The organism is Streptomyces sp. NPDC031265, assembly GCF_055570295.1.
The window spans coordinates 126,969-143,886 of record NZ_JBVIHM010000019.1; the positions used below are offsets into that span (position 1 = coordinate 126,969).

The following is a 16,918-nucleotide window of genomic DNA, read 5'->3' on the forward strand; positions in this document are numbered from 1 at the left end:
GCTCCCTCATGTTGATGGCTCACCCGGCAGTGCTGCGTGATCTGCTCGCCGAATATGACGTGCTGTGCGCGCTGAACGCCGCCGAAGGGGGCGAGGCCACCCGTCGTCGGCTCGCGGACGTCTCCTACACCCTGTGTGTGTCGACGGGGACGCGCGACGTCGACGCGGCCGTGATCGCCGCACGTCACCGGCTGCCCGGTGCGCGTACCTTCGACGACTCCGTGCTGAGCGCGTGAACGGGGTCCCGGAAGGAAAGGGCATGGAGCACATGAGCAACCGTGGTGTGCCCGGCGGGCGGGAGGCGGAGGGGGCGGGCGAGGAGGTGGCGCGGCTGCGTGAGGAGGTCCGCAATCTGCGGGCCCAAGTACGCAGCCGCCCCCTGATCTCGCACGCCCAGGGCATCTTGCAGGAGCGCTACAGACTGCCCGATGCCGAGAGCGCCTTCGCGCTGCTGCGCCAGTCCTCGCAACGCTTCAACGTGAAGCTGCGTCTCCTGGCCGAAGCGGTTGTCCGCACCCAGAGACCCGACGGCCCCAGGGAGTTGTGGTTCCCGGGACGGGTACGCCGGAAGCCGCCCGTGCTGGACGCGCTCGGTGTGGACGACCCGGGCCATGTCAACCGGGGCGCGGTGCTCAGTGCGGTCCTGTCGCAGAGCCTGGCCATCACGGGCACGGACATGGGCAACGTACAGATCACCGACCGGGCCGCCCGCGGGCTGCGCATCGAACACCACACCGGCCTCAGCGAGCACTTCGTCGAGTTCTTCGCCTTCGTCGGCGAGGACGGTACGTCATGTGCGAAGGCCGCCAGAGACGTGGCGTTGACCACCGTGCACGATGTCGCCACCGACGAGGTGTTCACCGACGAGGCACGTCACACCATCCTCGCGGCGGGCAGCCGCGCATGCCACAGCGTTCCGTTGGTCGGTGCGTCAGGTGAGTGCCTGGGAATGGTCTCCGCACACCTTGAACGCCCCACGAAGGCCTTGCACCCGGCCCAGGCGAAGGCCCTCGCCGCCACCGGCCGGCAGGTCGGACGCTGGCTCGCCTGGCACGACCACACCGTCGTGGTCGATGCGTTGGAGTATCTGCACGCCCAGGGCCGGTCGAGAGATACGGGTACGGGTACGGATTCGTGATCGGCTCTATGCTGCGACGATGATCAAGCCGATTGAACTCGTGATATTCGACTGCGACGGTGTGCTGGTCGACAGCGAACGCATCGCCGTACGTGTGCAGGTCGCCTTGGGCGCGGAGCTGGGGTGGCCGCTCACCGAGGATGAGGTGATCGACCGTTTCATCGGGCGTTCCAACGCCTCCATAGGCGAGCAGATCGCCGCCCGGCTGGGCGACGAGGCGGCTGTCGTCTGGTGGGAGCGGTTCGAGCAGCTCCACCGTGAGGCTGTGGATGCGGGGCTGTTGCCCGTCGACGGGCTGCCGGAGGCACTCGACGCGATCGCCCTGCCGACGTGCGTCGCCTCCAGCGGCTCCCACGACAAGATGCGCCACACCCTCGGCCGCACCGGCCTGTACGAACACTTCGAGGGCCGTATCCACAGTGCCACCGAAGTCGCCCGCGGCAAGCCGGCCCCGGACCTGTTCCTGCACGCCGCCCGGAAGATGGGTGTCGACCCGGCGGCGTGTGTGGTGGTCGAGGACAGCCGTCCCGGCGTCGAGGCGGCCCGCGCCGCCGGCATGCGCGCCTTCGGTTATGCCGGGGGACTGACTCCGGCCGAGCGGCTCGAAGGCCCGGACACCGTCGTCTTCCACGACATGCGCAAACTGCCCATCCTCCTCGCCGAACAGTGACGGGCTCCGGGCCGGAACGAGCTCAACTCCCGTACGTCCGCAGGGAGACGCGAGCCGCGGCTGGCCATCGAAGGCATTGGTGAGAAACCTGCACCAAGTGGCCCCGAGCCGGTGAAAGTAGATATGCTCCCGTTCCGGAGTGGTCAGGAAGCGGCTGCCCCGCTCATCGCCGTGCAGCCGATCAGTGGGAGCTTTCTGTGCCTGTACCACCTGTGTCGTCCCGCATGCCCGGAAGCGGCTCACCGCCGGGACGGGGGGAGGCGCTTCTGCTGGTCGACGACCACGAGGACAATCTGTTCGCCCTGGAACACGCGCTCACCCCGCTCGGACGCCCGATCCTGCGGGCCACCAGCGGCGAACAGGCCCTCAAGACGGTGTTGCGCGAGCCCGTCGCCACGGTGGTGATGGACGTGGTGATGCCGCACATCGACGGCCTGCAGACCCTGGACTACCTCCACCGCCTGGACCAGACCCGCGACCTGCCCGTCCTCCTGGTCACCGGCACCAGCCGCGACAACCAGCTCGCCCGGCTCGCGTACAGACTCGGCGCCGCCGGGCTCCTCCTCAAACCCCTTGACCCGTGGGCCCTGTGCTGCCACGTCCGTACCCTTGCCGACCTCTACACCCGCACACCAGCTGACGTTTCGTCAGCCTAGGACGAACGGCAGTTTCGCGGCCAGCTCGCCGAGTTCGGTCTTCTCCGCCTCCGTCGGTGCCCGGCGACCGGTGCCGACCAGGAGTGCGTCCTTGTCCGTGAACGACGCGGGGAACGCGGCGCCGGCGATCTCCTCCAGCGTCGCGCGGGAGTGTGCCAGGCCCTGGGCGTGCGGTTCGGCGGCGTCCGGGAGGTGCGCGATCAGGTCGAGGTGGTGCAGCGTCCATTCCAGGACGTACGCGGAGAGGTAGTCGCCCACGGTGAGCACCACGTCGCGAGTGCCCACCCGGGCGCCGGGGTCCGCGAGTTCGGCCGCGCGTCCGGCGGCGGAGCCGACGTCGTCGAGGTGGAACTTGAGCAGGTGCGGTTCCTCGTACGCGGCGGCCAGCCGCACGGTCAGCGCGTCGAGCGGGTCCTCGCCAGTCGGTGGTCGGTCCTCGATGTTCCAGTAGGTCGCCGCGTTGACGGTCGGTTCCGTATCGGCGGGGGTGACGAGGGTGATCAGGACGTCCTGCGCGTCGATGACCAGGTGGCACACGAGGTCCCGCACGAGCCAGCCGGTGCAGCCGGACGGCTGCTCGAAGTCCTTGTCCGGGAGTTCGGCGACCGCCGTGCGCAAAGCCGTCCACGAGTGTGAGAAGAGATCCACCTGAGCAAGGTAGTGCGGGCCCGGGACGGCGAACAAGCCCATTCGGACGGTGCGGTGACCCCGTCCCGACCGAGCGGGGGAGAATCGCGTCATGAGGATGATCAGTTTGGCGGGGAGGCGTGCCGGAGTGCTGCCAGTGGCGGTGCTGGCCGTGCTGGTGGCGGGGTGCGGTACGGAGCGGGCTGGGGACAGCGCCGGGGCGGACCGGCCCTCGCGGACCCCGGCGGCGACGCCGAGCAAGCCGGTGGACTTCCCGTGCCCGGGTGAGAGCCCCACGTCGGCGCCACCGACGACCCCGGCCACCACGGGCCCGGCCGTGCCGCCCACCGACCACTACGCCGAGAACCACGGGTTCATGGTTCCCTTCCCGCTGCACGGGCGGCAGCGCTGCGAGGGACTCTCGGCCGTCGGACGCGCCGAGAAGGCGCTCGAACCGCTGCGCAAGCGCGGTGACTTCGCCCCCGAGAGCACCAGCGGCGCGCTCACCCGCCTCGGCTACTCGGCCGGGCAGGTGCGGTCGTACCAGGACGGCGCCACCGGCGTGGGCTTCCTCATCGACGCGTTCCCGTTGTGCGTGGAAGGCACGATGAACCGTGACTCCACCAAGGCGGAGGCCTTCGGCGGCTACCCCGACCACACCGGCTGCGACCGTCCGAGCGGGGGCCACTGACCGGGCCGGCGCGCAGTTGTCTCCCCTGCTCGGTTCAGGACCGGCTGCGCGGCATCGACCCGCACCAGAGGTACGCGGCAGCTTGCGAGGCCGCGGGTCAGCGGTCCCCGTCGCGTTCGTCGGAACGTATGCGCACGCTGCTGTGGAGCAGTTCGGCGCGGCGGGCCTCGTCCTGGGCGAGCAGGCCGAGGAGGGCGGCGACAGTGAGGCCCGCCTCGGCCTCGGCCGGGTGGCGCAGGACCTTGCCCGGCTCGATACGGTAGGTGTTGCCGCGCCCCGCGCGGGTGTGGGAGAGGAATCCGGCCTGTTCCAGATCGGAAACGATCTTCTGGACGGCGCGTTCCGTGAGTCTGCAGTGCGCGGCGATGTCGCGGATCCGTGCGTTCTGGTTGTCGGCGATGACGGCGAGCACGCGCGCGTGGCTGGTGATGAACGTCCATCCTGTGTGCGGTTCCGGCACTCCATTCATGGTCAGATCGTACGCCCTGAGCTTCGTGTATAGGAACAGGCGAATCTGACTTCATGTATCTCTTGACGTGTCTCCCGTTCGCGGGCGACTCTGGGCGCGGAGGATGGACCCAGGCATCCGGAGCACATCGGGAGATGGCCATGGCGCAGCCGTCATACTCTGCAGAGCCCGTCGACACGGGCCCAGAGGCGGATCCGAGACTTGAACTCGGGCAGCTGCGGCGGGCGATGGAGAGCCGGGGGACCATCGACCTGGCCCGCGGCATTCTCATGGCCGCCTTCGCCATCAGTCCGGAGGACGCCTGGAGCGTACTGGTCATGACGTCCCAGAACACCAACACCAAACTGAACCGCGTGGCCCAGCAAGTGGTCGACTCGGCCGGAGGCGACCCCTTGCCGAAGGGGGTCAGGAAGCAGCTGTCGGCAGCCATCGCCAAGCTCGCCACGGCGGGCAGTGCGGCAGCAGCGGCGCCGAGCCAGGACATGGCGGACGCCGGAGGCGACGGCAGGGCTCATCGATGACCGGGATCTCGGCGGCCGCGAACTCGTACGCGACTTGAGGTTTTCTTCGCCGCGTGTGAGGTAGTTCGGTAGGGCGTTTTCTTCGTACGAAGGACGTAGGCGCCGGACAGGTTGGGACCATCAGCCCCCGGCGCCGCCTACGTCGCAGCCGCTGTGGTCCGTGAGCGGCGGCGGTACGGGTGGCAGCTGGGGCGAGCGGTCATTCTCGGGTCGGCAGTTCCTCGCCGCATCGAGCGCAGTAGCGCGCGTCCGCTTCTCCTGCCATCCGTCCGCATGCCGGGCAGACGCGGTCCAGCGAGCAGGGCGCCTCGCCGCCTTCGTCGCGGCCGGCGGTACGGAAGCCGATCCGCAGCCCGGGGCGTCGCTGGTGGACGGAGAGGTACGCGAGGCCGTTCGGCCCCGCGAGGAGCGCCCTGCGTGCCGTTCTCGGCAGCCACGCCACGGCCCCCGGCTCCAGGGTCTGCCGCTCCACCCCGTTGTCGAGGTGGCCGTCCCCTTCGACGACGAACAACAGCACGTCCAGTTCGGATTCGACGTGCTCGACCACGGCCGCGTCCGGAGACAGCCGCACCAAGTTGGCGTCGAGCTGTCTGCCTTGTTCCGACAGCCGCCACAGCGCGCCCCCTTGCCCCTCCTCGGCCGCGGCGACGGTCTCATGGAGGGCTACCAGTACTCGGGACGTCTCGACTGGGGCGTGCAACGGTGTCTCCTGACGGCGCTGGCGGACGCTGACGGCCTGAACGAGGCACCGTACCGGATCAGGAGGGCCGTTGGGCCCTGGACTTCGCATGGCGGAGGTGGGGGTTCCGTTACTTGCTCGGGCATCTTGCGGCCGCCCGGCCCCTCTGCCGTGGGCCCGCCCTACCCTTCCACCAGACCCACCACGAGGCGCTTCAGCTGCTCCCGTGGGTCGGGTGTGCCCGGCCAGCTGGTCAGCAGGAGGTGGTGGGCGGCGCCCACCACGGCCAGGGCCGTGCTGTCCGGGTCGACGGTGTGCGCCACGCGGCCGAGCCGGCTTTCGGCGACCAGGTACTCCGCGATGGCCTGCTGGATCGCGGCGAAACCGGGCGCCCCCGCCTCCAGCGCCTCTCGGATGCGCAGCGCGGCCACCGGGCGCGTCATGGCGAGGCCCGCGACGGCAGGGCCGCCCGAGTCGAGCAGCCCGAGGGCGACGGCCCGCAGGTTCCCCGCCACCGAGCCCTGCCCGACGAGCCCCGAGAGCGCCTCGGCCTTCGAGGCCGTGCGGGCGAACCGGTCGAGGCAGAGCTCCGCGACGAACTCGTCGAGGCCCGCGAAGTGCGCGTGCAGCAGCCCCTTGGCGCACCCCGCCTCGGTGGTGACGGCACGGCTGGTGAGCGCGCCGGGGCCGCCGCTTTCGAGGACCCGCTCGGCGGCCGCGAAGAGCCGCTCCCGTACATCTGGCGTCGCCACTCCGCGCGGTGACATGGGCGTTCTCCCGTACTGGTGCCGTCTGCTGCCGTGGTTACCGGGTGTGTTCCCCGCCCTGCGGATCCTAGCGGGGGTTGCCAGTATGGGCGTGCGCCCATACCGTTTGGGCGCACGCCCATTCTCTGTCGCACCACAGGAGGCACCCGTGCTCGACGTCGTCAACACCGAACAGGCGCAGGCCTGGAACGGGCCCGAAGGCACCCACTGGGCCCGCAACCAGGACCGCTGGAACGCCGTGAACGAAGGCTTCAACGAGCCGCTGCTCGACGCCGCCGCCCTCACCGAGGAGTGCCGGGTCCTCGACATCGGCTGCGGCTCCGGCCAGACCACGCGGCTCGCCGCGCTCAGGGCGCCCCGTGGGCACGCGCTCGGCCTCGACCTCTCCGGCCCGATGCTGGCCGAGGCTCGCGCCCGGGCGGAGCGCGACGGCTTGTCCCACCTCGCTTACGAGCAGGGCGACGCCCAGGTCCACCCCTTCGAGCCGGCCGCCTACGACTCGGCGCTCAGCCGCTACGGGGTGATGTTCTTCGCCGACCCCGTCGCCGCCTTCGGCAACATCGGGCGGGCGCTGCGGCCGGGCGGGCGGCTGGCGTTCGTCTGTCCGGCCGCTGCCACGGGCAATGGCTGGGTCGAGGCGCTCTCGGCCCTGAACGGCCTGCTGCCGCTCGGTGATCTGACACGGCCGGGGCTGCCCGGAATGTTCTCGCTGGCCGACCCGGCCCGTATCCGCGAAGTCCTCACGGCGGCCGGGTTCACCGCCGTCACGGTCACTGAGGCCCAGGCGTACGGGACTTGGGGGAGCGGAGCCGGGGACGCGGCGGACTTCCTGCTGGGCACGGGACCTGGCAGCCACCTCATGACGCAGGTGGACGAGGCGACCCGGGACCGTGCTCGCCGGACGCTCGGGGAATGGCTGCGCCCCCACGAGACGCCCGGCGGCACGGTCCGGCTGCGCAGCGCGTCATGGCTGGTCACGGCGGACCGTCCGGCCTGAACCGGCCGGCTGGTCGGGCGGACGAGGTCGGCGGCGATGGGCAGGCGGGGAAGCTGTCGTTCTCGTGGGCGGTCAGGAAAGGCTTGCCGTTCGGCCCGGAGTGCGCGGAGAGGCCCCGCATGCCATTCACCGGCGTGCGGCCGACCGGGCGCCGGGGGCTCCCGGTTGGGAGCCTTCTATTTGACCTCAAGGTCAAAAACGGTGCTACGGTAAGTCCATGGGCAGGCCGAAGCAGTTCGATCCGGACGTGGCGGTGGAGCGCGCGATGGGCGTGTTCTGGCGCAAGGGGTACGCGGCGACGACGCCGCAGGACCTCGTGGACGAGCTCGGCATCGGCAAGGGCAGTCTGTACAACACCTTCGGCAGCAAGCACGCGTTGTTCGAAAAGGCGCTCGCCCGCTACCGCGACTCGCAGGCCGAGTGGCTGGCGGAACTCCTCGACCACCCCGGCACGGCGAAGGACCGGCTGCGGGGTGCGCTCGAAGCGCTGGTCGAGCTCGACCTGGGCGACCCGGACCGGCGCGGCTGCATGGCGGTCAACGCCGCTGCTGAGTCGGCTTCTTCGGACGCCGAGACGGCCGACACCGTACGCAAGATGTTCGCGCGTACGGAGAGCGCCTTCCGTGCGACCATCGAGGAAGGCCGGCGAGCCGGTGAGATCGACGTCGGCCGCGACGCGGCGACACTGGCCGCCTGGCTGCTCGCGACGGTGATCGGCATGCGCGTACTGGCGAAGACCGCCGAGGATGCCACGCAGTTGCGGCGGGTCGTGGACGCGGTGATGGGGTCGTTGTAGTTCGTTGCGGTTGTGCTGGGCCGTGGTTGTTCGGCGTCGTCGGCCGAACGCCCTTTTTGTGGACGTATTTTGTACCTCTAGTTCAAAAACCTTTGAGGAGTCGGACATGGAGCTCGAACTCGCCGGGAAGACCGCGGTCGTCACCGGAGCAAGCCGAGGTGTCGGTCTCGCGATCACGCGGCAGCTCATCGCGGAGGGTGTACGAGTGGTCGGCGCGGCCCGCACGATCACCGCCGAACTGAAGGAGGCCGGCGCCCACCCGGTCGCGGTCGACCTGAGTACGCCCGAAGGCGCCGAGGAGTTGGGGGCGCAGGCACTCGCGGCGCTCGGCGGTGTGGACATCCTCGTCAATAACCTCGGCGGCGGAGACGCCTTCACCCTGGACGGGTTCCTCGCGACCGACGACGCCCTGTGGGAGCAGAGCTTCGAGGTCAACCTCTTCGGGACGGTCCGGGTCACCCGCCGACTGCTGCCGAGCATCCTGGAGCGGCGCGGTTCGGTGGTGAACATATCGTCGATGTCCGCCCGGCTGCCGGGCACGGGCCCGATCGAGTACGGCGCCGCGAAGGCGGGGCTCAATGCGTTCGGCAAGGCGCTGTCCGAGGAGTTTGGGCCGCAGGGTGTACGGGTGAACACCGTCTCTCCCGGCCCGACGCGTACGGGCATGTGGGAGGACGACGACAGCTTCGGCGCCCGCCTCGCCGAGGCGAACGGCGTCGGGCACCGCGACTTCGTGTCCGCCGTGCCCGCGGCGATGGGTATGACCACCGGCCGCATGGTCGAGCCCGACGAGGTCGCCGCCGTCGTCGCGTTCCTTGCCTCCGACCGTGCGGCCAGCATCACGGGCGCCGACTACGTCGTTGAGGGCGGCGGCATCAAGACGGTGTGAGGCGTGCGAAGCAGACGAGACGGTCCGTCTTGACTGGGGCGCCGGGCGGGGGCATAGTTGCCGCATCAAGCGAGACGTTGCGTCTCGCATCAGATGGGGAGCAACGCATATGCGCACGTCAGCCGGTAAGACAGACCGCGTGTGGTTCATCACGGGCGCCAGCCGCGGCCTCGGTCGTGCCTTCGCCGAGGCGGCCCTGGCCGCGGGCGACCGTGTCGTGGCCGCGGCACGCAGTACCGAGCCGCTGGAGGAACTCGCGGCCGCCCACCCCGGGCGGGTCCTGCCCCTCACGGTTGATGTGACCGATCGGGACGCGGCGTTCACCGCCGTGGCCGAGGCGGTCGCACACTTCGGGCGGCTCGACATCGTCGTCAACAACGCGGGGATGCTGTCGATGGGCATGATCGAGGAGTTCACCGAAGCCGAGGCCCGTGCCCAGATGGACATCAACTTCTTCGGCGCGATGTGGGTGAGCCAGGCGGTGATGCCCACTCTGCGCGAGCAGGGTTCCGGGCACATCGTCCAGATCTCCAGCATCGGCGCGTTGGCCGGCTTCCCCAGCACCGGGATCTACAGCGCCAGCAAGTTCGCCCTGGAAGGCATGAGCGACGCACTGGCCATGGAGGCGGCCGGTTTCGGGGTGAAGGTGAGCATCGTCCAGCCCGGCGGTTACTGGACCGACCTCTACAGCGCGATGCACAGCACAACTGCCCTTGAGACGTATGCCCCGTTGCGGGCGGAGCTGGAGAAGCAGTTCGCCGAGGGCTCCGTCGACAGCGACCCGGAACTCGCCGCCGAGGCACTGCTCAAGCTCGTCGACAGCGACGAGCCGCCGCTGCGCCTGCTGCTGGGCAGCATGGTCTACGACCTCGCCTTCGACATCTCCCGCAAGCGCATGGACACCTGGGCCGCGTGGGAGCACGTCAGCCGTGCCGCCGAACACGCCATACCCGCGGGAGCTGTCGAAGGTCGATGACCTCGTAGCCGAGAGGACTACCTGGCGACGGTGAAGGAGTGGGTCGCGCCGAACGACCCCGCCACCTTGATGTCCACCACCAGCTCGGGGCGGGTGGCCACCACGGTGACGGTGGGATCCGCGTGTACGACACGGTGACCGCCGGAATCGACCGTGACGCGCACGGTGCCCTGGGTCTGGGCCGGATCCGCGAGGGCGCAGGTCCAGCCCTTGTGAGTACGGCCCCACAGCGCGGTGGCGGGCCCGGAGACCTGCACCCGGTCGACAGCGCCCGCGGTGAAGAACGACGCGGCGGTCAGCTGTCCGTCGAGGCGGACCGCCTGCGCCTGGGCCGAGTTGGACAGCACCTTCCAGCGGCCGACGGCCCGGCGCGTCTGGGCGGGTGAGGCGCCCGGCAGCACGGCGTAGGCGTAGCTCGCTCCGGTGGGGCGGCCCCCGTGGCCGAGCACGATCTTCTGGTAGCGGCGGGTGTACGGGTCGGAGGTGCCGTGCGTGTTGGCGCCGGTGTCGATGCCCAGCCACGTGCCGGTGCGGTCCTCGCGCAGCAGCGTGAGCGGTTTCTTGTCGTAGCCGTCGAGGAGTACGTACCCGGCCGTACCGTCCAGGTGCAGCCAGCGCGCGTGGGGCACGACGGTGGGGCGGCCGAGCGGCGAGGTGTCACGGCGGCCGTCGACGAGCAGGGCGGCGGTGCGGTTCTCGCCGAGGTTGCGGTTCTCGATCGCCGTACGGACCGGGGCGCCGGAGGAGTCGGTGATGGCCGCGCCCAGGCAGATGACCGCATCGGGGGTGAAGAACCACGACTTCTTGGCGGACAGGGTGCCGTCCTGCGACACGAAGTCGAGTGCCTGGAGGCCGTGTTGGTGGTCGAAGCGCGCGCCGCCCGAGAACGAACGGCTGGTGCGCGGCGGGTCGGCGAGCAGTGGCGGCGGGGCCGCTTCCTTCACTGTGGCACCGGGCAGGAGCGTGGCGTCGACCGTGGGCCAGTAGGCATCGCTGTAATGGCCCTGCTGCTGGGGCAGGAAGGTGTAGAGTACACCGTCGCCCGTGTACCAGCCGTGCAGGTTCATGCCGTTGATGGACTCGTAGCGACAGATGCGCGTCGAGCCGGTGCCGAGCGAGGCCGACCAGCGGTCCGTGACGTGCACCATCCGATCCATCTGCGGGAACGTCCGGTGCATCGCCGTGCCGGTCAGATCCCTTCGTACGGCGGGCAGTTGCTCGGCGAACTCGACCTCGGGCACGCCGACGGACTGGAGGCCGCCCGCGAACCGGCCCACGTTCGAGACGTCGAGGTACGGGGCCCAGGTGCCCTCGGCGATCCAGCGCGCCGCGAGTTGCGGGAACCGGGTCCGGGCCGCCCCGGTGGCGGTCCTCGCCAGCAGCACCACCGCGGCGATGAACTGATGGCCCGCGTCGTGCCCGGTCTCGCCCTGGCGGGACAGCATCCGGCCGCGCACCGTCTCCATCATCGAGCCGGCGAACAGGAAGGGCGCGTGCACATCGGTGACGACCTGCTCGAACTTCTCCCGCACGGCGGGCGCGAGCCGGGTCGCGGTGCCATGGGTGACATACGTCAGGGCGGCGACCGCACTGAGCAGGACCAGCCCGTAGTGGCCGGGGTAGGGCACCACGTCGTGCTGGACGAACGAGCCGTCGGGGTGGTAGCCGTCGCCCTGGGTGGTGCGCCGGGTCAGGTCCGCCGCGCCGCCGCCCGCCGTGTCGGTGACGGCCGCGATCCCGACGGCTACCCGGGCGGAGTCGGCGGCGAGCGCGCCGGACACCACGGTGATGAGCGCCTTGTCCGCGCGGTTGGCGCCCGTTTCCACCACGGCGGGGGAGGAGGTGCGGCGGTTGGGATCGGCGACGAAGCGAAGGACCGGGCGCAGAACGCGTTCCCGGTCGGCGGCGGGCAGCCGGTCGCCGAGCGCCACGACGGTCTGGAGCAGCCAGTACGGCACACCTATCTCGTACGAGTACCAGTTGCCGATCTCGGCGGTGTTCTCGTTGTACTGGGTGCGGTAGAGGGTGTTGAGCGCGGCGACAATGCGTTCGGGCACCTCCGGCCGGGCCGAGAGTGCGGATCCGGGGGTGGCCCAGTCCACGGCGATGGTCCGCAGCCGGTAGTACATCGAGGGGAAGTAGGTGCTGCCGGGGCCGACCGGCAGATCCGGCCAGAGCTGGTCGGCGGCGACGTTCATGGCCGCGTCGTAGCCGAGCGCGACCTGGTCCAGGGCTGCCACTGCCCGGTTTCTCTGGGGGGAGCTCCGGTTGCTGCCGATCTGGAGCTCCCGGTAGGCGGCCACGATCTTCGCGTGGTCCGCCGTGCCGGCCCCGGCCCCGGCTCCAGTCCCGGCCCCCGGCGCTGCCGCGGCGGGCGCCGGCTGGAGCGGAACAGCGGCTGCCGCGGCGGCGGTTGCCCCGCATCGCAATACGTCTCGGCGATCAAGCGACATCGCTTGTCCTCACGTCGGAACCGTCATCGAATGCGCCCCGGCCGTAGGTCATGTACATGAACGTTGACCAGATACGGGGACTTTCGGGCGGGGGCAAAGTAGCTCCGGCGTGAAGTTCCCGTCAATGCTTCACGCAGGCGCGGTCACCATTTGGCGCCCCGTACTCGCATGGGGACGGGGGATGGGATGATCGCTGCCAAAGTCCACCGGCCGGCCCGGAGTTGCCATGCCTCTGAAGATGAAGTTGACCGCGATAACGCTGGACTGCCCCGATCCGCTGGCTCTGGCGGCGTTCTACCAACAGGCCACCGGCCTCGAACCCCACCCGAAGTCGGACGCCGAGTTCGCCGGTCTCAACAGCGCGGACGGGCTCTTCATCGGCTTCCAGCGGGTCGACGACTACCAGGCCCCGGGCTGGCCCGCGCAGACCGTTCCCCAGCAGATGCACATTGACTTCGAGGTCGACGATCTCGACGAGGCCGAGGCCCGGCTGCTTGAGCTGGGCGCGGGCAAGCCGGAGCATCAGCCGGGTGGGGGGAGGTGGCGGGTCTTCACCGATCCGGCCGGGCATCCCTTCTGCCTGGTCATCGGCTGATTGGCGACGGTGTCTGCGTCACCGGGGGGCGGGATGGGACGGGGGCCGGCTGTCCCTCGGGGCGGACTCCGTACCGGGCTTGGTGCCGGACTCCGTGCCGGGCTTCGTGCCGGACGGGGCCAGCACCGCGGCCGCCAAGTGGTCGCGGAACCAGCGGTGCCCCGGGTCGGTCGAGTTGCGCGGGTGCCAGGCCATTCCCAGCTCCAGGGGCGCCAGGTCGAGGGGGACGGGGAAGGTGCGCAACCCCAGCGCGGAGATGGTGTCCGGGAGCCAGCCGGCCAGGGTGAGCGCGACGAAATCGGTGGTTCGGGCGAGCATCATCGCGCTCGTATGGCTGGGTACGACGACCGCGATCCGGCGCCGCAGCCCGCGTTCCGCGAGTGCGCCGTCGATGGGCCCGAGGCGTTTGCCGAGCCGGGAGATGCCGATGTGGTCGGCCGCGGCGAAACGGCGGGCGGTGATCCGCCCGTCGAAGAGGGAGTGACCGCTGCGGGCGATGCCCACCAGTGCCATCTCGGTGAGGTGTTGGGTGCGGATCTCCGGGTCCAGATGTCCGAGGACGCCCAGTTCCACGTCCACCAAACCCTGCCGCAGAGCCGGTCCGCCCTCGATCGCCTCCGGCAGGAAGACGACGTCCACGTGTGGCGCCTCCGCGTGGATCCGGTCGGTCAAGGTCCCGGCCAGCCCCGTCAGGAGCAGGTCGGTGGCCTGCACGGTGAACGTGCGCTGGAGATGCACGGCGTCGAAACCGGCGCCGGGCCGCAGGACGTTGTCGCAGCCGCGCAGCAACGCGCTGACCTCGTCCCGGAGTTCCAGGGCACGCGGGGTGGGGACCATCCCCTGCCCCGCGCGGACCAGGATCGGGTCACCGACGGCACGCCGCAGCCGGGCAAGCGTACGGCTGGCGGCCGCGGGTGACGTGCCGAGTCGCTCGGCGGCGCGGGTCACGCTGTTCTCCTGGAGCAGAGCATCCAGGGCTCGCAGCAGATTGAGATCCAATGATACTCCTGAGCTGCATGTTTGCGCCTGAGTCAATGATTAGGTGCTCATTCTTGCATTGTTGCGGAGCCCTCCCGTGGCGAGAGTGGAAGACATCCGCGAGACGCGTCGCGGGACACCCTTTTCCGCCCTTCCAAGGAGCCTTCTGTGCCCTCTGTGCCTTCTGTGTCCTCCACGCACAAGTCCCCCCACGCCGGTCGGGACGGCGACGTACTGGCAGTGGTCAGTCAGAGCGGGCCGACCGTCTCGTTCTTCGATGCCGCCTCCGACCGGCACATCGAGACCATCGACATCCTCGCCGAGCCCCATGAGTTGTGCTTCGACCCGACGCAGCGCCTGCTGTGGTGCACCACCTCGTACCACTCGGGCTACTACCACGCGAACGGCGGCCGACGCACCGAGCTGACCGTCATCGACCCCGACACGCGCCGCATCGTCGAAGTCGTCGACCTTGCCCCGGAACACGGCCCGCACGGGCTGGCGTTGGACACGGCACGCCGTCGTCTCTACGTCAGCGTGGAGGGCTCGGGGGACCGCCCCGGCGGAGTCGTGGTGATCGACACGGAGACCCGTCGGCCCCTGGGCAGGATCGACACGGACGCACCAGGCCCGCACTGGTTCGCCATCGACCCTTCGGGGAGGACGGGTTACGCCACCAACAAGGAAGCGCCGTTCGTGTCGGTGGTCGACCTCGAACGGGGCGTCCTCACCGCGAAGGTCGAGGTGCCGGGCAGTGAAGGACTCGCCGTTTCGGCCGATGGCGCGTACGCCTACGTCGCCTCGCCGTACGCCGGTTCCTTCCTTTCCGTCGCTGAGAACCGGCCGGAAACGGGAATCAAGGTCATCGGTGCCCGGACGGCGTCCGTCGTCGACACCCTGCCCACGGACAGCGTCGTCCTGCCGGTGCACCTCACCTCGACGGGAAAGCTGCTGGTGGGCGAAGTGCGCATGGAACCCGACCCGGCGTCCCAGCTCGGCCGCCAAGCGCCGGGCCGCCTCACGGTGTTCTCCGCCGACACCCGCAAGCGCCTGGGCGAGCTCGAAGTGGGGCTCTTCCCGCTGACCATCACGTCGTCGCCCGACGGCCGGATCGCGTACGTGTCCTGCGTCGTCTCGTCCACCGTTCACATCGTCGACCTGGAGACGCTGCGGGAGCTGAGCCGGTTGGACATCGCCAAGACGGGCGAACCTGGTGCTCATGGGCTGGCATACATCCCGGGTACGGACTGAGATCGAGTCGAGGTCGGCCTGCTCGCGCCCCCGACCGCAGCGCGTTGCTCGTCGCCGACCACAACGCCGTTGACGGCGGGGGAGTGATGCGGGCGACCCGCGTACGGGAGGAGCGAGCCGGGTCGGTCTCGGCAGTCGGGTCCGGCGGATCACCGATCCCCGGTTCCGGCCGCGACCACGGTGGCGGTGCCGATACGGGGGTGAGTGGCCCAGGGGCAGGGCGCACGGGATCCGGTCCGCACGCGCATCCGGCCACCGGCGTCCGGTCCGCCACATGGTCGACCAGTGCGGCCGTGTCGTCCTCGCCCAGACCGGCCGGATCGACTTCGGCGAGACGATCCCCCCTGCCCTTCCTCGGCAGCCCGCGCGGCCCGGTCCCTAACATGGGCCGGGGCTGGGGAGGCACCGTGTGGATGGGGACGGCCTCCGACGGGGCCCTTTCCTTCGCCTTCACGAACTCGGACGTACCGGCGACGGACACTCCGGTGGTGGTGAGATCGGCGCAGTGGAGCATCTGCGAGCCGCGAGCGCGCGGCCTTCACATCGTCCCGCGGTTCCGTCCGCATCGCCTGGACCGGAACCGACTGCGCCGGCCACCTCAGCGTGGCGCCCGTCGGTCTTGCGGCCGTCCGGGCCGGCGCCGACCCCATAGGCGCGGTGTACACCCTGCCCGAGACCAGTATCGCCGCCCCTGCCCCGGTGCCGCAGATGGACTGGGAGCACGGCAATCACCGCCCGGCCGTCTTCTGGAACGGCACCGACGGCAGCGGGGCGCCGAACGCCTGCGAGGTCGTGTTGCCGTGATGGCCGCCCGCCGCCCAGTGCGCCTTCTCCCGTCCTTCTTCCGACGGATATGGCACTTGAGGAGGAGCCATCGGGTTCGGCCGCACGAGGGATGAGTCCCAACTGATCGCTGCCTACAGTCATTTCCGTAGACTCCGCTCACGGAAGGGCTGGTATGCCTGAGAAGAAGGCCAGATCGGTTTCGGTCAACAGGTCGAGTGTTTCGCACAGAATCCGTTACGCGATCTCCAACCCGGCCCGTATCGCCCCGCACGTCAAACGTACGGCGAGAGACACCTGGTTGCGCCTGAAGCACCCCGACCATGTCGACTACTATCGCGCCGTGATGGCCTCCGACGCCGCCCGCAGTCCGGAGGCGGCCGTCGGCAGCAAGACGCACGACCGCTGGCTGGCGCTGGGCAAGATGCAGTTCGACTATCTGCGGGAACACGGACTGAGCCCGGACCAGCGCATGCTGGACATCGGCTGCGGAAACCTGCGGGCCGGCTGGCGGTTCATCGAATTCCTGGACGCGGGCCACTACTACGGCATAGACATATCCCCCGACATCCTCATCGCGGCGAAGGCCACCGTGGCATCCCAAGGCCTCCAGGCGAAATTGCCACACCTGACGATCACCCAGAACCTGACCTTCGATTTTCTGCCGGATTCCCATTTCGATGTGGTCCACGCCCACAGTGTCTTCTCGCACTCACCGATCGAGGTCATCGAGGAGTGCTTCGCGCACGTGGGACGTATCCTGCGGCCGGACGGATTCTTCGACTTCACCTTCGACCGTACGGAGGGCGCGGAACACCAGGTACTGCGCGAGGACTTCTACTACCGCACCTCCACGCTCGTCGCACTCGCCGAGCGGCACGGCCTGGCCGCACGGTTCATGGACGACTGGGAGACACGCAAGCACGGCCAGTCCAAGATCCGCGTGGCCCACCGGGCTTCCTGACACCTCCGGCGGCCAACA

Annotated in this window: 20 protein-coding genes; 14 read left to right on the plus strand and 6 right to left on the minus strand. The window is 69.9% G+C overall.

Translation table 11 applies throughout. The annotated features are described in order from the left end of the window. Positions 1-8 precede the first annotated feature (8 nt). The 4 genes from ACZ499_RS26380 to ACZ499_RS26395 all read left to right on the plus strand — a co-directional run bounded on the left by ACZ499_RS26380 (position 9) and on the right by ACZ499_RS26395 (position 2,464). Positions 9-236, plus strand: a complete 228-nt coding sequence (locus ACZ499_RS26380; protein ID WP_468678491.1) for a DUF5133 domain-containing protein — start codon at positions 9-11, stop codon at positions 234-236. A gap of 23 nt (positions 237-259) precedes the next feature. Continuing rightward, on the plus strand, positions 260-1,138 hold the full coding sequence (locus ACZ499_RS26385) for an ANTAR domain-containing protein (RefSeq protein WP_468678492.1): 879 nt from the start codon (positions 260-262) through the stop codon (positions 1,136-1,138). 19 nt (positions 1,139-1,157) lie between these two features. Beyond that, positions 1,158-1,808: an HAD family hydrolase gene (locus ACZ499_RS26390; protein ID WP_468678495.1), complete on the plus strand. Its 651-nt coding sequence runs from the start codon at positions 1,158-1,160 to the stop codon at positions 1,806-1,808. Positions 1,809-2,005: 197 nt separating this feature from the next. Then, positions 2,006-2,464: a response regulator gene (locus tag ACZ499_RS26395; RefSeq protein WP_468678497.1), complete on the plus strand. Its 459-nt coding sequence runs from the start codon at positions 2,006-2,008 to the stop codon at positions 2,462-2,464. Here ACZ499_RS26395 and ACZ499_RS26400 read toward each other — a convergent pair. Further along, positions 2,456-3,112, minus strand: a complete 657-nt coding sequence (locus tag ACZ499_RS26400) for a maleylpyruvate isomerase N-terminal domain-containing protein (RefSeq protein ID WP_468678498.1) — start codon at positions 3,110-3,112, stop codon at positions 2,456-2,458. The genes ACZ499_RS26395 and ACZ499_RS26400 overlap by 9 nt on opposite strands. A gap of 91 nt (positions 3,113-3,203) precedes the next feature. On the opposite strand from ACZ499_RS26400, the gene ACZ499_RS26405 reads away from it, so the two are divergent. Continuing rightward, positions 3,204-3,782: a hypothetical protein gene (locus tag ACZ499_RS26405; protein ID WP_468678500.1), complete on the plus strand. Its 579-nt coding sequence runs from the start codon at positions 3,204-3,206 to the stop codon at positions 3,780-3,782. 97 nt (positions 3,783-3,879) lie between these two features. Here the strand turns inward: ACZ499_RS26405 and ACZ499_RS26410 are convergent, their stop codons facing one another. After that, positions 3,880-4,251 carry a MarR family transcriptional regulator gene (locus ACZ499_RS26410; protein ID WP_468678502.1) on the minus strand — a complete coding sequence of 124 codons (372 nt, stop codon included), beginning with the start codon at positions 4,249-4,251 and terminating at the stop codon, positions 3,880-3,882. A gap of 140 nt (positions 4,252-4,391) precedes the next feature. Between ACZ499_RS26410 and ACZ499_RS26415 the strand changes: the two genes are divergently transcribed. After that, positions 4,392-4,772, plus strand: coding sequence for an ANTAR domain-containing protein (locus ACZ499_RS26415; protein WP_468678503.1), 381 nt, complete (start codon positions 4,392-4,394; stop codon positions 4,770-4,772). Between the two features lie 199 nt (positions 4,773-4,971). Here ACZ499_RS26415 and ACZ499_RS26420 read toward each other — a convergent pair whose 3' ends face one another. Continuing rightward, the gene (locus tag ACZ499_RS26420) at positions 4,972-5,472 is read right to left on the minus strand and encodes a hypothetical protein (protein ID WP_468678505.1); all 501 of its coding nucleotides are present in this window, start codon (positions 5,470-5,472) and stop codon (positions 4,972-4,974) included. A gap of 161 nt (positions 5,473-5,633) precedes the next feature. Beyond that, the gene (locus ACZ499_RS26425; RefSeq protein WP_468678506.1) at positions 5,634-6,218 is read right to left on the minus strand and encodes a TetR/AcrR family transcriptional regulator; all 585 of its coding nucleotides are present in this window, start codon (positions 6,216-6,218) and stop codon (positions 5,634-5,636) included. Positions 6,219-6,366: 148 nt separating this feature from the next. On the opposite strand from ACZ499_RS26425, the gene ACZ499_RS26430 reads away from it, so the two are divergent. From ACZ499_RS26430 to ACZ499_RS26445, 4 genes are all read left to right on the plus strand, one after another. Further along, positions 6,367-7,215 (plus strand): class I SAM-dependent methyltransferase, encoded by an 849-nt coding sequence (locus ACZ499_RS26430; protein WP_468678507.1) that lies wholly within the window; start codon positions 6,367-6,369, stop codon positions 7,213-7,215. A 217-nt stretch (positions 7,216-7,432) separates the two neighbouring features. Continuing rightward, complete coding sequence (locus ACZ499_RS26435) at positions 7,433-8,011, plus strand: TetR/AcrR family transcriptional regulator (RefSeq protein ID WP_468678509.1); 579 nt, start codon at positions 7,433-7,435, stop codon at positions 8,009-8,011. Between the two features lie 106 nt (positions 8,012-8,117). Continuing rightward, positions 8,118-8,900, plus strand: a complete 783-nt coding sequence (locus tag ACZ499_RS26440; protein ID WP_468678510.1) for an oxidoreductase — start codon at positions 8,118-8,120, stop codon at positions 8,898-8,900. 109 nt (positions 8,901-9,009) lie between these two features. Then, positions 9,010-9,876 carry an SDR family oxidoreductase gene (locus ACZ499_RS26445; protein ID WP_468678512.1) on the plus strand — a complete coding sequence of 289 codons (867 nt, stop codon included), beginning with the start codon at positions 9,010-9,012 and terminating at the stop codon, positions 9,874-9,876. A gap of 17 nt (positions 9,877-9,893) precedes the next feature. On the opposite strand, the gene ACZ499_RS26450 is transcribed toward ACZ499_RS26445, so the two are convergent. Then, complete coding sequence (locus tag ACZ499_RS26450; RefSeq protein WP_468678513.1) at positions 9,894-12,116, minus strand: polysaccharide lyase 8 family protein; 2,223 nt, start codon at positions 12,114-12,116, stop codon at positions 9,894-9,896. A gap of 439 nt (positions 12,117-12,555) precedes the next feature. Here ACZ499_RS26450 and ACZ499_RS26455 point away from each other — a divergent pair, with 439 nt between their 5' ends. Continuing rightward, positions 12,556-12,924, plus strand: a complete 369-nt coding sequence (locus tag ACZ499_RS26455; RefSeq protein ID WP_468678515.1) for a VOC family protein — start codon at positions 12,556-12,558, stop codon at positions 12,922-12,924. 18 nt (positions 12,925-12,942) lie between these two features. Here the strand turns inward: ACZ499_RS26455 and ACZ499_RS26460 are convergent, their stop codons facing one another. Then, on the minus strand, positions 12,943-13,923 hold the full coding sequence (locus ACZ499_RS26460) for a LysR family transcriptional regulator (RefSeq protein ID WP_468678516.1): 981 nt from the start codon (positions 13,921-13,923) through the stop codon (positions 12,943-12,945). 147 nt (positions 13,924-14,070) lie between these two features. Between ACZ499_RS26460 and ACZ499_RS26465 the strand changes: the two genes are divergently transcribed. From ACZ499_RS26465 to ACZ499_RS26475, 3 genes are all read left to right on the plus strand, one after another. Further along, the gene (locus ACZ499_RS26465; RefSeq protein WP_468678518.1) at positions 14,071-15,153 is read left to right on the plus strand and encodes a YncE family protein; all 1,083 of its coding nucleotides are present in this window, start codon (positions 14,071-14,073) and stop codon (positions 15,151-15,153) included. Positions 15,154-15,756: 603 nt separating this feature from the next. Further along, a complete protein-coding gene (locus ACZ499_RS26470; protein ID WP_468678520.1) occupies positions 15,757-15,957 on the plus strand; it encodes a hypothetical protein in 201 nt (66 codons plus the stop codon). A 154-nt stretch (positions 15,958-16,111) separates the two neighbouring features. Then, on the plus strand, positions 16,112-16,900 hold the full coding sequence (locus ACZ499_RS26475) for a class I SAM-dependent DNA methyltransferase (RefSeq protein WP_468678522.1): 789 nt from the start codon (positions 16,112-16,114) through the stop codon (positions 16,898-16,900). Positions 16,901-16,918: the final 18 nt, after the last annotated feature.

Excerpts from the sequence above, each read along its gene's own strand:
- ACZ499_RS26380 (WP_468678491.1), top strand. The coding sequence starts at position 9 with ATGTTGATGGCTCACCCGGCAGTGCTGCGTGATCTGCTCGCCGAATAT.
- ACZ499_RS26385 (WP_468678492.1), top strand. The coding sequence starts at position 260 with ATGGAGCACATGAGCAACCGTGGTGTGCCCGGCGGGCGGGAGGCGGAG.
- ACZ499_RS26390 (WP_468678495.1), top strand. The coding sequence starts at position 1,158 with ATGATCAAGCCGATTGAACTCGTGATATTCGACTGCGACGGTGTGCTG.
- ACZ499_RS26405 (WP_468678500.1), top strand. The coding sequence starts at position 3,204 with ATGAGGATGATCAGTTTGGCGGGGAGGCGTGCCGGAGTGCTGCCAGTG.
- ACZ499_RS26410 (WP_468678502.1), bottom strand. The coding sequence starts at position 4,251 with ATGAATGGAGTGCCGGAACCGCACACAGGATGGACGTTCATCACCAGC.
- ACZ499_RS26415 (WP_468678503.1), top strand. The coding sequence starts at position 4,392 with ATGGCGCAGCCGTCATACTCTGCAGAGCCCGTCGACACGGGCCCAGAG.
- ACZ499_RS26425 (WP_468678506.1), bottom strand. The coding sequence starts at position 6,218 with ATGTCACCGCGCGGAGTGGCGACGCCAGATGTACGGGAGCGGCTCTTC.
- ACZ499_RS26435 (WP_468678509.1), top strand. The coding sequence starts at position 7,433 with ATGGGCAGGCCGAAGCAGTTCGATCCGGACGTGGCGGTGGAGCGCGCG.
- ACZ499_RS26440 (WP_468678510.1), top strand. The coding sequence starts at position 8,118 with ATGGAGCTCGAACTCGCCGGGAAGACCGCGGTCGTCACCGGAGCAAGC.
- ACZ499_RS26445 (WP_468678512.1), top strand. The coding sequence starts at position 9,010 with ATGCGCACGTCAGCCGGTAAGACAGACCGCGTGTGGTTCATCACGGGC.
- ACZ499_RS26455 (WP_468678515.1), top strand. The coding sequence starts at position 12,556 with ATGCCTCTGAAGATGAAGTTGACCGCGATAACGCTGGACTGCCCCGAT.
- ACZ499_RS26475 (WP_468678522.1), top strand. The coding sequence starts at position 16,112 with ATGCCTGAGAAGAAGGCCAGATCGGTTTCGGTCAACAGGTCGAGTGTT.